The 13804-nt window shown below is 31.5% G+C and carries 11 protein-coding genes and 1 pseudogene; 8 read left to right on the top strand and 4 right to left on the bottom strand.

Going from position 1 to position 13804, the window contains the following annotated elements; all coding sequences use genetic code 11:
• Positions 1-57: 57 nt before the first annotated feature.
• The gene (locus EXD82_RS07025; RefSeq protein WP_142536206.1) at positions 58-774 is read right to left on the bottom strand and encodes a phosphatase; all 717 of its coding nucleotides are present in this window, start codon (positions 772-774) and stop codon (positions 58-60) included.
• Between the two features lie 80 nt (positions 775-854).
• Positions 855-1646 (bottom strand): zinc transporter ZupT, encoded by a 792-nt coding sequence (zupT, locus tag EXD82_RS07020; RefSeq protein WP_142536205.1) that lies wholly within the window; start codon positions 1644-1646, stop codon positions 855-857.
• Between the two features lie 701 nt (positions 1647-2347).
• Between zupT and EXD82_RS07015 the strand changes: the two genes are divergently transcribed.
• From EXD82_RS07015 to EXD82_RS06995, 5 genes are all read left to right on the top strand, one after another.
• Complete coding sequence (locus tag EXD82_RS07015; protein WP_142536204.1) at positions 2348-3742, top strand: peptide MFS transporter; 1395 nt, start codon at positions 2348-2350, stop codon at positions 3740-3742.
• A gap of 115 nt (positions 3743-3857) precedes the next feature.
• Entirely contained in the window at positions 3858-5252 is a 1395-nt protein-coding gene (locus EXD82_RS07010; protein ID WP_142536203.1) for an aminopeptidase, read from the top strand.
• Between the two features lie 438 nt (positions 5253-5690).
• Positions 5691-6905, top strand: a complete 1215-nt coding sequence (locus EXD82_RS07005) for an amidohydrolase family protein (RefSeq protein ID WP_142536202.1) — start codon at positions 5691-5693, stop codon at positions 6903-6905.
• Between the two features lie 25 nt (positions 6906-6930).
• On the top strand, positions 6931-7440 hold the full coding sequence (locus tag EXD82_RS07000; protein ID WP_142536201.1) for a GNAT family N-acetyltransferase: 510 nt from the start codon (positions 6931-6933) through the stop codon (positions 7438-7440).
• A gap of 286 nt (positions 7441-7726) precedes the next feature.
• Positions 7727-8521: a PIG-L family deacetylase gene (locus EXD82_RS06995; protein ID WP_142536200.1), complete on the top strand. Its 795-nt coding sequence runs from the start codon at positions 7727-7729 to the stop codon at positions 8519-8521.
• A gap of 77 nt (positions 8522-8598) precedes the next feature.
• On the opposite strand, the gene EXD82_RS06990 is transcribed toward EXD82_RS06995, so the two are convergent.
• Positions 8599-8901, bottom strand: a complete 303-nt coding sequence (locus tag EXD82_RS06990) for a sugar-binding domain-containing protein (protein WP_142536199.1) — start codon at positions 8899-8901, stop codon at positions 8599-8601.
• Between the two features lie 312 nt (positions 8902-9213).
• Here EXD82_RS06990 and EXD82_RS06985 point away from each other — a divergent pair, with 312 nt between their 5' ends.
• The gene (locus tag EXD82_RS06985; RefSeq protein ID WP_142536198.1) at positions 9214-10575 is read left to right on the top strand and encodes an MATE family efflux transporter; all 1362 of its coding nucleotides are present in this window, start codon (positions 9214-9216) and stop codon (positions 10573-10575) included.
• 66 nt (positions 10576-10641) lie between these two features.
• Here EXD82_RS06985 and EXD82_RS06980 read toward each other — a convergent pair whose 3' ends face one another.
• A complete protein-coding gene (locus EXD82_RS06980; RefSeq protein ID WP_330573755.1) occupies positions 10642-11073 on the bottom strand; it encodes an SDR family oxidoreductase in 432 nt (143 codons plus the stop codon).
• Between the two features lie 903 nt (positions 11074-11976).
• Here EXD82_RS06980 and EXD82_RS06975 point away from each other — a divergent pair.
• Both EXD82_RS06975 and tnpA read left to right on the top strand, forming a co-directional pair.
• Positions 11977-12957, top strand: coding sequence for a DUF2806 domain-containing protein (locus EXD82_RS06975; RefSeq protein ID WP_142536197.1), 981 nt, complete (start codon positions 11977-11979; stop codon positions 12955-12957).
• Positions 12958-13130: 173 nt separating this feature from the next.
• Positions 13131-13544, top strand: a pseudogene (gene tnpA / locus EXD82_RS06970) (IS200/IS605 family transposase).
• Positions 13545-13804 lie beyond the last annotated feature (260 nt).

Genomic DNA, 13804 nt, shown 5'->3' with positions numbered 1-13804 from the left:
TTTTTAGAATAAAATAAGGGCTGATACACTAACAACTGTTAATGTATCAGCCTATTTTTATTTATTAAAAGATATAAAGTTCTTAAATCTATCCATATCAAGATTAACAATTAGTTCTTCATCAAATCCTACAGATTCTATAAGTTCCATAGCAGAATCAAAAGAACCGACCTGAGAAGGATCATGCGAATCAGAATTTACGACTATGTTTGTTCTATATTTCATACAAAGTTTAAGCATAGTTTTATAGTTTTCTACACAATTCAGTCTTCTTTCAGGCTTTCTGAAAGAGCTGTTGTTTACCTCAAGTGCGACATGGTATTCTTTTGCAGCTTTTACAAGTCTCTCGTAATCAAGAGGCGTATGATCGTCGTCAGGATGAGATACAAAAAATACTTTTTCATGTTTCATACAAGAGATAAGATTATCGGTATTTTTTTCAATTCCGGCATCTGTGTAACAAAGATCGTGAATACCTACAATACCGTAGTCAAGTTTATTTATGTACTTTTCTCCAAGAGAAAGTGTGCCATCGTTCAAAACATTTATCTCAGAACCATGGAAGATATCAACTCCATAAAGATTTCTTGGAACAGCACTCAGATTCATAAAATATATTGGATCTGTAGTTCCAGTTATTCCTGGTGCATGTTCGCTTAGACCAAGACCTGAAAGTCCTTTTTCAGATGCAGCCTGAGCCATTTCTCTTATCGTTCCATATGCATGTCCGCTGACAATAGTGTGTGTATGTATATCTAAAACCGGTTTTTTCATAACAAACCACCTTTCATAAATAGTACTATAATAATTTTAGCACTTTTTTATAAATGAAAAATGTTAAATTTATAGAAAATTTATATGAAAAGAAGAAGGCTTATAGCCATTACAACCATTCCGGAAATAAGACCATATATCGAAAGATGGTGTTTTCCATATTCTCTTGCAGCTGGAAGAAGTTCATCAAAAGAGATAAACACCATTATTCCAGCGACACCTGCAAATATCATTCCAAGTACCATATCGTTTAAGAAAGGCTTTAAAACAATCCATCCAACAAGAGCTCCTATAGGTTCGGCAAGCCCGGAAAGGAAAGAATATTTGAAAGCTGTCTTTTTTGAACCTGTTGCATGATATATCGGAACAGATACAGCTATACCTTCTGGAATATTGTGTATTGCAATTGCTACAACTATTGGAATTGCAAGTTTAGGATCTTTTAGAGCTGATACAAACGTAGCCATTCCCTCGGGAAAGTTGTGTATTCCTATAGCTAGAGCAGTCAAAACTCCCATTCTCATAAGTTTCTGTGATTTATCTGACTTTTCTTCAATAAGTTTAACCTCATGAGGGTTTTCCTCTGATGGTATAAGTTTGTCTATAACTGCAATCAGAAGCATTCCACCAAAGAAGGAAGCTACTGTTATCCGGCTTCCGACCCTTTCACCCATAAAAGATGTAAGTGATTTCTGAGCTTCTGAGAATATTTCTATCATAGATACATAAATCATAACTCCCGCGGAAAATCCAAGGCTTACGGATAAAAAAGTTTTATTTGTGTTCTTCGCAAAAAATGCTATAAAACTACCGATTCCTGTACTTAGTCCGGCAAGAAGTGTAAGGAAAAAAGCAAAGTATACGTTATTCATAGTACATCTCCTTTCAAGTTATATTTGTTTATATTTATAACCCCTTTTGCGACACTAAAACAGACTAAAATTAAATAATCCTGACTCATATTAATAAAATATAATCATTAAAACAGATAAAAAAACTATTATTTTTATTTCTTTATTTCCGGCAAATAAGAAAATGATTTCCGTTGAATATTCAGAAAAAAGAAATGGCTGTTATGTATTATACAAAATATATTACATTGATTAGCATAAAAATATAAAAAATAGTGTATATAAAACAAATATTAGTATGTATAAAAAATAAAATCATTTTAAAAAATAAATATTTGCAAAATTTAATTCAATAATTTTTATAATTATGAAAGAAATTTTGCTATGCTGGATTTATGTATATAAGACAAAAAAATGCAAGAGATAACAAATACTCTTTCAAGCCAACTTTAAATACAAAAACAAAAAAGTTTTTGTAGTAATTAAAATTAAATAAAAAAGAAACAAAAACTAAAAAACAAAAATAAAATAGTTGAAAAAATAAAAAAATGATGTTAGAATGACTTTGTCAAAAGAAAAACTAATATCCATAGAAAATAAAAAATAAAATAATATACGCTGATTTAGAATGATAATGTTTGTATAAGGATTAGGAAAACGATATCAGTATGTATAAACCCTGTATTCAGGTTTATAAATAAATTATTATGGAGGACAATCACATGTCAGAAAAAACTAAACATCCAATAGGACTTTGGCTTGTTAATATTTCTATAGCACTTCAGAGTTATTGTGGATATGCATTCTCATCTGTATTTATATTATTCCTTACAGCAGATGTAAGTGCAAATGGTCTTGGCCTAAGTGTAGCAAAAGCATCAGCAATTATTGGTCTTTATACAGGTGTAAACTATATGGGCTCAATAATAGGTGGATGGATAACAGATAACTACCTTGGAATTCAGAAATCGTTAATATTAGGTTCGTTCCTTACAGCAGCAGGGTACCTTACTTTATTCTTTGTAAATCCTTCAGTTGCCGGAATATGGACTGGTCTTTGTGTTCTTATAGTAGCAGGTATGTTCTTTAAGGGTCAGATAAGTAATCTTGTTGGATCTTTATATCATCAGGATGACCTTACAAGAAAAGATGCTGCATATGCACTTTTCTATATGGCTATAAATATAGGTTCTTTCTTTGGACCAATATTCTCAGGTCTTATAGCTGATAAGTGGTTTGCTGAAGTATCTGCTTCAGGGGAAATATTATCATATGGATACAGATATATATTCCTTATGTCTGCTATAGTAATGGTAATAGTTGGTCTATTCATAGCATTTATGTCACCAAAATGGCTTGGTGAAGTAGGAAAATATCCAGCAAACAGAATGAATAAAGCATCTAAATCAGAAGGTAAAAAAGCTAAATCTGAACATCAGCCTTTAACAAAAATAGAGAAAAACAGAATAGTTGCAATGGGTGTTCTATTTGTATTCGTTGTATTATTCTGGGCAGCATGGTTCCAGACTCAGACTTCATTCTCAATACTTATGAATGATCTTGTAAACAGAAATGTTGGAGGATTTATAGTTCCAGTACCATGGCTTGTATCATTCAATGCAATACTTTGTGTAACTTTATCACCAGTACTTGCAAATCTATGGCTTAAACTTGAAAGAGATGGAAAAGGAGATCTTTCAATACCTACAAAAATGGCTCTTGGAATGCTTCTTACAGCTTCAGCATTTGTTGTACTAATAATAGGATTAAATACTCTTGGTGGAGTTCTTGATGGAAGTGCCAAAATGAGTATATTATTTGTACTTATAGCATATCTATTATTAACAGTAGGAGAGCTTTGTATATCTCCAATAGGTATGGCTATGTTTAATAAACTTGCTCCTGTAAGATATGGTTCTCTTGCAATGGGTGCATGGTATCTAAGCAACTTCTTTGCAAATCTTATATCAGGAAAACTTGCAGGTTTAACTGAAAGTATGGGATACGGGGAAGTATTTGCAACAATATCAGGAGTACTTCTTGTATTTGCAGTATTATTATTCATACTTAGAAAAAAACTTGTTGGATTAATGGCTCTTGATGAATTTAAAAAGTAAATTAGTGAAAATTTTATATCTATAAATATCTTTAAATTATAAAAAAATTGAGATAAAATATTATATGGATGCAGTATATCTGCATCCTATATTGATTGAGAAAAGAGGAATTAAAATGGCAAAAAGTTTATGGGAAAAATACGACGAATGTCAGCTTAAAGAGCTTGATGAAATCAATGAAGAATATAAAAAATTTCTTGATAATGGAAAAACAGAAAGAGAATGTGTAGAAATTTCTGTAGCTATGGCTGAAAAAGCAGGATATAGAAATATAGAGGAAGTAATAAAAGAGGGAAAAACTCTTAAGGCTGGAGACAAAGTATATGCGGTATGCATGAAAAAATCAATAGCTTTATTTAACATAGGTGAAGAACCTATATCAAATGGTATGAACATACTAGGGGCTCATATAGATTCTCCACGTCTTGATGTAAAACAGAATCCACTTTATGAAAATTCTGGAATGGCATATCTTGACACTCATTACTACGGTGGAGTTAAAAAATATCAGTGGGTAACTATACCACTATCACTTCACGGTGTAATAGCCAAAAAAGACGGAACAGTTATAAATGTAAATATAGGTGAAGATGAAAAGGATCCTGTATTTGTTATAACAGACCTATTAATACATCTATCTGCAGCACAGCTTGAGAAAAAAGCAGCTAAAGTGATAGAAGGAGAAAATCTTGATCTTCTTATAGCAAATAAACCGCTTAGCAAGGCTGAAGGTCTTGAAGAAGACGAAAAAGAGGCAGTAAAACGGAATGTTTTAAAAATGCTGAAAGATAAGTACGGAGTTGAAGAAGATGACTTCCAGTCAGCTGAACTTGAAATAGTTCCAGCAGGAAAAGCGAGAGACTGTGGTATAGATAGAAGTATGATACTTTCATATGGACATGACGACAGAATATGTGCATTCCCATCATTATATGCAATGCTTGAAACTGAAATACCAAAACGTACAGCATGCTGTCTTCTTGTAGATAAAGAGGAAATAGGAAGTATGGGAGCAACTGGAATGCAGTCAAGATACTTTGAAAATATGGTTGCTGAATTAGTTGCATTAACAGAAGGTGATTCAAACATAAAAGTAAGAAGAGCTCTTCAGAACTCAAAAATGCTTTCTTCAGACGTAAGTGCTGCATATGATCCTTTATTTGCTGAAGTATTTGAAAAGAGAAGTTCAGCAGGTCTTGGATGCGGTATAACTTTCAACAAGTTTACAGGAGCAAGAGGAAAAAATGGATCAAATGATGCAAATGCTGAATATATAGCTGAACTTAGAAAAATAATGGATGCAGATGATATAGGATATCAGTTTGTTGAAATGGGTAAAGTAGATGCAGGTGGAGGCGGAACAATCGCCTACATAATGGCAAACTACGGAATGCAGGTTATAGACTGCGGTGTTGCTGTACTTAGTATGCATGCTCCATATGAAATAGGAAGCAAAGCTGATATATATGAAGCAGTAAGAGCTTATAGAGCATTTCTTAAAAACGCATAATAAAGATTTAAACAGAATATATATTAAATAAATAATGACAGACTTCCTTTTTGATTATAAAAATAGGAAGTCTGTTATATTATAAAATATTTTGATGCTATTTAGAGGAAATAAGTTTTTATTTTGAAGTGACAATACTTGAAGACTTTATCCATATATGATAAAATTAAGTTGCTGTTGTTTTTTTCATAGAAACAACTCCTTTTTTTAGTTTTTTAACTTTATGGTTTAAGTCTGGTAAACTTAAATTAGGGAAAGCGCGCCGCGGGGCGCGCTTTTTCATTTATTGAAAAATTCAACGATAACAAACTGTTATATATTTTATATATTCAATAGCTTTTTTATATAGATTAATTGAATACACCCATAGATTGTTAAATTTGTGATATAATTATTTTTGTAAAATTTAAAATTTACTAAAAAACAGAGGTGGCATAGATGATATTAAGTTCAAAGAGAATTATAACAGGTGATGGGAAAACGGTTCTTGAAGATTCTGCTGTTTATGTTAATGAAAGAGGAATCATAGAAGCAGTAGGTAAAAAAGAGGATATACTAAAAGCATATCCTGATGAAAAATGTGAAGACTACGGAGATGCTACAATAATTCCTGGTATGTGTGATATGCACGCACATCTTGGATACTGGTACAGCCAGCCTGACAGTTTCAACTACAACGATCAGATGATAATGATGTATGCACTTCAGCATGCACAGGCTGCATTTACAAAAGGTATCACAAGTATAAGAGACTGTTATTCTCCAAAAGGAGTATGTAAAACTCTAAAAATGGCTGAAGATAAAGGATTTATAACTATACCTAGAATAACTCATGTCGATGCGGGAATGTGTATGACAGGAGGACACTGCTGGGATGAAGTTATACAGGTCGACGGACCATGGGCTATAAGAAAAGAAATAAGAACTCAGGTAAGAGATGGCGCTGAATGGGTTAAAGTTCTTACAAGCCACAGATCACATATACCTGAATATACTCAGGAGGAACTTGATGTAGCAGCTGATGAATGCAAGAGAAGAGGAATAAAATGCGTTGTTCATGCAGGAACTCATCCGTCAATACAGATGTGTATAGATGCAGGTTTTGATACAATAGAGCACGGTACATTCCTTACAGTTGAACAGGCAAAACAGATGAAAGAAAAAGGAATAGCATGGACTCCTACAATGTTTGCATATACTTATCTTTATGAGGTATGCAGTGAAAATCTTGCAAAAGGTGCGGATGTGTTTAATGACCCTGTTGCGGCAAAAGAACAGAGAGATTTTGCTTTCTATGAGCCGGCGTATGAAGCATACAGAGATAACTTCAAAAAACTTTACGATACAGGAGTAACTGTATGTACAGGAAGTGATATGGTAATGTATGGAGCACCAGTACTTCCAATAGCTGAAGAAATGGAGCTTATGGTTAAATATGGAATAACACCTGTTCAGGCTATACAGACTGCAACTGCAAACCCTGCAAAAGTTCTTGGAAGAGAGGAAGAACTAGGAATGATAAAAGAAGGTCTTATAGCTGATATAACAGTTGTAAAAGGAGACTTAAGCGAGGACATAAGCTGTGTCCACAATATAGATACAGTATTCTTAAACGGTAAAAAAGTATACTCTAATGGCGTAAGATATATATAGATAATTTATTTATGAGGTGATATGTATGGATAATAAAAGCATATTCACAGAAAGATTGATTCTTAGAAGATTCAAAGATGAAGATACTGAGCCTTTTTACGACATAATGAAAAAGCCGATTGTAACAAAATATCTTGGCTCAGGAGAAGGTAAGACATGTGAAGATGTCCAAAGGATTCTGAATTCTTTTGAAAAGCACTGGACTGAAAAAGGATACGGTGTATTTGCCGTTGAGGAAAAAGAAAGTGGAAAACTCATGGGATATTCAGGTCTCAGATTTCTTGAAGAAGCAGGAAAGACTGAGATAATGTATGCTTTTGATGATGAATTCTGGGGCAAAGGATTTGCAACTGAAGCAGCGGAAAAAGTTATGAAGTATGCAAAAGAAAACACTGAGCTTTCAGAACTCATAGCACTTGCATATCCTGAAAACATCGGTTCAAAAAGAGTTATAGAAAAAATAGGATTTGAATATATAGACCAGAGAGAATTCTTTGGTCATATACTGAATTACTATTATCAGAAAATCAGATAAATATCAGAATTTATACAACAAAATAAATAGTTTAGATTAGAAAGCTATCGCAATAATTTAGAATTAATGTGATAGCTTTTTTATGTTTGTGATAATTGCTAAGAAATAGTTTACAATAATTAATTATTCTTGTGAAAAAATTCAGAACTATTTAAGAAAGAACCTCTAATATTATATACATAAAAAATTTATTGAAAAATACAGTAACGATAAATACTATTGTAAAAGTATTTTTATAAGTGATACATAAGTAAATTTTATTTGTTATGATAACGAGGTGATAATTATGAAACATAAGAGAAGAAATATATTTATAGTTATAATGCTGATACTTTTTCTGGGATTGGCGGATAAATCGTTAACCGCTCAATTCAATGTTGTCGAGTATAGTGATGGAAAAAGATTCAGGGACCATGTAGTATTCTATCCTCAGCATCAGGATGATGAGGTACTTTGGGGAGTAAGTGCAATTACAAACGCAATTAAAGAATGTGGAGCGGACAATGTGTATATTGTGCTTGTATCTGATGGTTCAGGAGTTAATGTATTTATGAAGAATCCTAGATTCTGGGGATTGAGCAGAAAGGAAAAAGAAGAGCTTAGAAATAATGAATTCAAAGCTGCTTTATATGAATTAGGAATAAAAGATAAAAATATATTGATACTTGCAGATAAAGATAAAAAAGAGGGAACTCATTATGAACTTATGGAAGAGACAATACTTAAATTTGAAAAAGAACTTGGAAGTGTTACTCACATAGCTCATCACTACAAATACGATGACCATATAATGCACAGAAAAAATGGAGAAACTCTAAAGAAACTTAGTGATGAACATAAAGTTAATGACGCCAGATATTTTATGAAACCTGCATATGTGAAAAATATTCCTGAAGATAAGAGAGAGTATTACAAATCAGAAACAGATATGGATAGAGAAAGAGCAAGAAAATCCCTTGATCAGTACAAGATAGTTGATGAAAAAAATCAAAAACTGGGAATAGGGTATGTTTCTGCACATTCATATTTTGACCATCTATACAGAGATTCTAATTATACATCTATACTTAGTGTGTACTAGAATGTATATTGAAACTAAATATAAATATTAAAAGGTATATAAACTTAAAAAGGTGCTGATTTTCAGCACCTTTATTTTTATATTTCAGATGATACGGCCTCACTTATTATTATATGAGAAAAAAGACCTGTATTTAAAGCGCCAATAGCCGCATTTTTATTGACTCTTGCGTTTATTATACCTATTACATTTTTTGTCTTTCTTATGGATTCTATAGGAATTTGAATAGCATAATCGGAATCTGATTGTATAAAATTACCATTTATATCGTAATAATATCCGAGTATCATACCTACTGCATTCTTTTTCTGAAGTTTTTTCTCAAATCTTGCTTCAGTTGCCAAATCGGGAACAGATGGGAAATTCCTTATCTGTATCACAGTGATGAGGTAATTCCAAGATGTGAAAAGTTTTTCACAACAAGATAGTTGTAGATGAACATCTTACAATAGCGTTTGTCATGAAAGATGGAGTATGTCTTGAACTTATGGAGTGTAAATAAAAATGGATATATTATAAATTTAATATATTAATAGATAATGTCCCTTCTGTAAATGAAATTATTACAGAGGGGATGTTTTTTTGAAAATAATACATTAATATTTTTAGGATTTAAAAATTTATAACCATATGATATTCTATATAAGGATAATGTTTGCGAATAAAATAATTATATAGTAAGGGGGATATATTTGAGAAAAAAAAGAGATAATACAGATCTTCTTCTGTACGAACCTAATATATACAAATCGTTTATAATACTGGCTCTTCCAGTTTTTGCAGCTAACTTTATGAAGGCCTTCAATGAACTTGTAGACACATATTTCATAGGACAGATGCAAAATTCAGTGGCAGCACAGGCGAGTATTTCCATAACGTGGCCACTTATAAATATATTTGTATCATTTGGAATAGGGCTTTCCATAGCTGGTGTAGCTGTAATAAGCCAGTTTTTGGGAGCCGATAAATTAAAGGAAGCAAAGGAATATGCGGGAATACTGTTTGTACTTGCGGTTATACTTGGACTTATAATAAACGTATCTTTATATTTTGTATGTCCGTTTGTTCTTAAGGCTATGGGAGCTGAGGGCCTTGTATTTGACTACTCGGTGCAGTATGTCAGAATAAGATCTATGGAAATGGTATTTGCAATGATATTTGCTGCATTTCAGGCGGTACGTCAATCTCAGGGTGATACAGTAACTCCGGTAATACTTCAGATAAGTGCGGTTCTTGTGAATATTGTACTGACAGCTACGTTTGTACAGGGATTTGGAATGGGAGTATTTGGAGCAGGTCTTGCAACAATGATAGGTCAGGTTCTGATTGCACCGGCCTGTATATGGTTCCTGTTTGTAGTAAAGGAGCCATTGAAACTTGGAAGAAAAGATCTGAAGATAAAGGATATGAAAAAAGTAAAAAGACTTACATATATAGCGATGCCGTCAGCGCTTAGTCAGGCTCTTAGTTCATTCGGATTTCTTATACTGAATACCATAGTTCTTGATTATGGTGAAGTGACTACGGCAGCATTTACTGTAGGTAACAAAATTTCGAGTATGATGCTTCTTCCGGTAATAGCTATAGGATCTGTACTTGCTGCATATGTAGGACAGAATATAGGAGCAGGAAATACAGAAAGAGCGGAAAAATCATACGTTGTAAGCAGAAATCTGAGTCTGATAATGGCATTTGTAGGATGTGCAATAGTCTTTCCTATAAGAGAGACAGTAATAACAATGCTTACCAATGATGTAAATACGCAAAAGGAAGCTATGTCCTATATAATCTGGGTACTTGTAACTATGCCTCTTATGGCGCTTTTCCAGAATTATGTTGGAGTATTCAATGGCTGTGGAAAAACAAAATTTTCTTTTATAATGGAAACAGCCAGATTATGGGCAATAAGACTTCCAGTTATAATGTTTTTCAAAATGGCTACAGGATTTGGAAGTGAGGCTATATGGCATGCAATGAATATAAGCAATCTTTTGATACTGTTTGTTGGAGCATATCTTTTCAGAAAAATAGATTTTAAAGAGAAAATAAGTTAATAAATAAAATATGGCGGGAAATTTATTTAGTCCCGCCATATTTTTATGATAATAAAAAATATATAATTATATATCAATATCTCCATAGAAATAAGATGCAGTTGCACCGCCGTCTATAAGAAAATCAGATCCTGTGATAAAGTTTCCTCTTTCAGAGAGAAGAAGCTCAGCAACATTTGCGACCTCATCAGAAGTACCAGGTCTACCAGCAGGACATTTAGCGAACATATTTTTATAAAAATCTCCTCTTGGGCCATTGAATTCATCGATTGCCAGGGAAGTTACAATAATTCCTGGAGAAATGGAATTTATTCTTGCACCATTTTTACCCCATTTAACTGATTCTGACAGTACACGTTTTTCATTGCATCGTTTTGTAATCTGATATGCGTGAAGTGTGTCTTTTATATTTTTCGGATTAAGTAAATCAAGTTTTAGAAGATATTCTGTTGGAGTACATGCCAGCAATTTATCTTCATAAGCAGAAAGTTGTTTCATTCGATGACCTGATTGGCTTGATATTGCAACATATGATTTATTTAAAAATATTTTCGGTTTTGTGTGTATTATCCGTATCTATGTCTCCAATTACAAATTCTTTTGCCATATCCGATTCTTCTTGTAATAGCAATGCTTATTTGACTAGCATCACTTAAAATAACGACATCTTTCATTATTACTATCTTTTTTCCATATAAATAATATTTTTCCTGGGAGAATAAATCTATTTATGGAGTAGAAAAAACTAAGTTGATAGGATAATACCAATAGGAATACTAATAAGATAAGAGAAAAATGCTCAAAAGATAAAAAATCATACAAAATACGAAGTGTACAAGATTACTGTTTTAGAGTGGAAACTATACATGTAAATATTGTAGTAAGTATGGTGGATACAGCAAATTAGTATTAAGATGGATATAATTTGTGAATAGAGAAACTTTTTATGTAGATAATGAGTATGATTTTACTATTATAAATTATTTTACAATAAAGTAAGGATATGGTAATAATAAGAAGAGACAATTTTATATATTTAAAACAATCTTAGGGTGTATAAATAAGTTAGTGAAAACTACCTTAGAAATAGGAAGCTTTATTATTATTTAGAAATTAAAAATTATATCATAAATAAAAAATTATTTAGATATAAATAGATTGATAAGTGACTAGTATATAATTCTAATTAAAAAACAAAACGAAGCAATAGTAGAATATAAACTTAAAACAATTGACAAAAATAAAATTTTAAATATGATAAAATTAAAAATACATGATTTATTGTATTTGATATAATTAAGTGTTAAAAATAGAATTATTTAGATAAAATTTCAAAATAGATATATTTTTTGATTATAGTATTAAAAATTGTTATAATATGTTATAAAGGAGGGATATGTCTTGGAATTAAAAGATTTGACAGGTTTTTCTCAACCTGTAACAAAGTTAATAGAAGAAGTATCTAAGGGAATCGGTGGTTTATATAGACCACTAGGAGTAGTACTTAATGCAAAAGCGGAATCATATAGAATGAAACAAATATCAGGGACCAGTTCTTATACAATTAAAACGTTACAAGAGAATTTAATGGATGGACAAAATGAATTGCTTATTACAAATGAAGATTTTGAAATGAAAATAAAAGGAAATTCTATTGAAACAAGGGCTATAGAAACTATGATACAGAGAGAGATTCAAAAGCAAATAAATTTAGACAGTATAATAAGTAAATCAATCGAGTTTATTGAAAAAAATTCAACTGTAACAGAAGAAACTGTTGATACTGACTGGATGACAAGATTTATTAATATATCTCAAGATGTATCTAATGAAGAAATGCAAATTTTATGGTCTAAAATACTATCGGACGAAGTTGTAAAGCCTAATTCTTATTCTATTAGGACACTAGAAACTCTAAGAAATATATCTTCTAATGAGGCTAAATTATTTAGTAAATTTGTTAACCTATCGATTAAATTAAGTGGAACTTTTATGGTTGTAAACGACAAAGAATATTTAAATGAAAATGGTATATCTTTACATGATATAAATTTGTTAAAGGAATTAAATTTAATAAATACAGATTTAAATTATTCTATTTTTTCAGGTGGAAAAATAGAAATCCCTTATGCTGATAAAGTGATGTTTATAAATAATAGAAGTCAAAATAAGTTATCATTTAATATAATAACCTTAACAAGAATAGGATCTGAAATATATAATTTGATTGAAAAGGATTATAAAACTTCTATTCTTGAAAATATAGGAAAAGTAATAAAATCAAAATGTACTACTAACAGAAATGATGTTAATGTAGAATATGTAGATGTTATATGGAGGGATGATATTAATTCTTATGTAGAGAAGAAAATAAAGTTATAATTCAATAAAAAAGACTAGTTTAATTACTAGTCTTTTTGTATATAGAAAACCCCCAGTTATACTGGGGGTCCAGTAAAGCTTTTAGTTTTGAGTCTTTAACAAAAGAAACTCCTTTTGATAATATATAATTGCGGTCAGCCAACTGCAAAAAATTATCAAAAATAGGTCGTAAAATGAACGACATACATAGTTTATCACATGCAAAATGGAACTGCAAATATCATATAGTTTTTGCACCAAAATATAGAAGAAAAGTATTCTACGGAGAAAAAAGAATGGAAATAGGAGGAATACTGAGAGAATTATGTCGATGGAAAGGTGTAAATTTGCTTAGTGCAGAAGCCTGTCCAGATCATATACATATACTTGTAGAAATACTACCTAAAATGTCGGTATCAGGATTTATGGGATTTCTGGAGGGAAAAAGCAGTTTAATGATATATGAAAGATGGGGGAACATGAAGTATAAATATAGAAACAGATAGTTCTGGTGTAGAGGATATTATGTTGATACAACAGGAAAAGATATAAAAAGAATAGAGGAATATATAGAAAATCAACTGAGAGAAGATATGATAAGTGAATAGCTAACGCTTGACGTTGTAGACCCGTTTACGGGTAACCAGAAATAGTTAGCAAGTGGCGGACCGACATACGCTTTGAAGCGTAGCTGTAAGATGAGTCTTATAGGCGTCAAATGAAGAACCCCCAGTTTTACTGAGGGAGTCCTTTTTATGTCCATTATACAAGTTCTCAGTAGAAATCATAAAAAATTTCTTAGGAAGAATTTAAATTATAAACAGAAAATAAAGTAGTATTAAAAATAATGAGGATAATCTTTCTTAAA

Source organism: Peptacetobacter hominis, from assembly GCF_006861675.1.
Lineage (GTDB): Bacteria > Bacillota > Clostridia > Peptostreptococcales > Peptostreptococcaceae > Peptacetobacter > Peptacetobacter hominis.
Note: the sequence above shows the minus strand (reverse complement) of the source record. Positions and strands in the feature narration are given on the sequence as shown.

Excerpts from the sequence above, each read along its gene's own strand:
- EXD82_RS07025 (WP_142536206.1), bottom strand. The coding sequence starts at position 774 with ATGAAAAAACCGGTTTTAGATATACATACACACACTATTGTCAGCGGA.
- EXD82_RS07015 (WP_142536204.1), top strand. The coding sequence starts at position 2,348 with ATGTCAGAAAAAACTAAACATCCAATAGGACTTTGGCTTGTTAATATT.
- EXD82_RS07000 (WP_142536201.1), top strand. The coding sequence starts at position 6,931 with ATGGATAATAAAAGCATATTCACAGAAAGATTGATTCTTAGAAGATTC.
- zupT (WP_142536205.1), bottom strand. The coding sequence starts at position 1,646 with ATGAATAACGTATACTTTGCTTTTTTCCTTACACTTCTTGCCGGACTA.
- EXD82_RS07010 (WP_142536203.1), top strand. The coding sequence starts at position 3,858 with ATGGCAAAAAGTTTATGGGAAAAATACGACGAATGTCAGCTTAAAGAG.
- EXD82_RS06980 (WP_330573755.1), bottom strand. The coding sequence starts at position 11,073 with ATGAAACAACTTTCTGCTTATGAAGATAAATTGCTGGCATGTACTCCA.
- EXD82_RS06995 (WP_142536200.1), top strand. The coding sequence starts at position 7,727 with ATGAAACATAAGAGAAGAAATATATTTATAGTTATAATGCTGATACTT.
- EXD82_RS07005 (WP_142536202.1), top strand. The coding sequence starts at position 5,691 with ATGATATTAAGTTCAAAGAGAATTATAACAGGTGATGGGAAAACGGTT.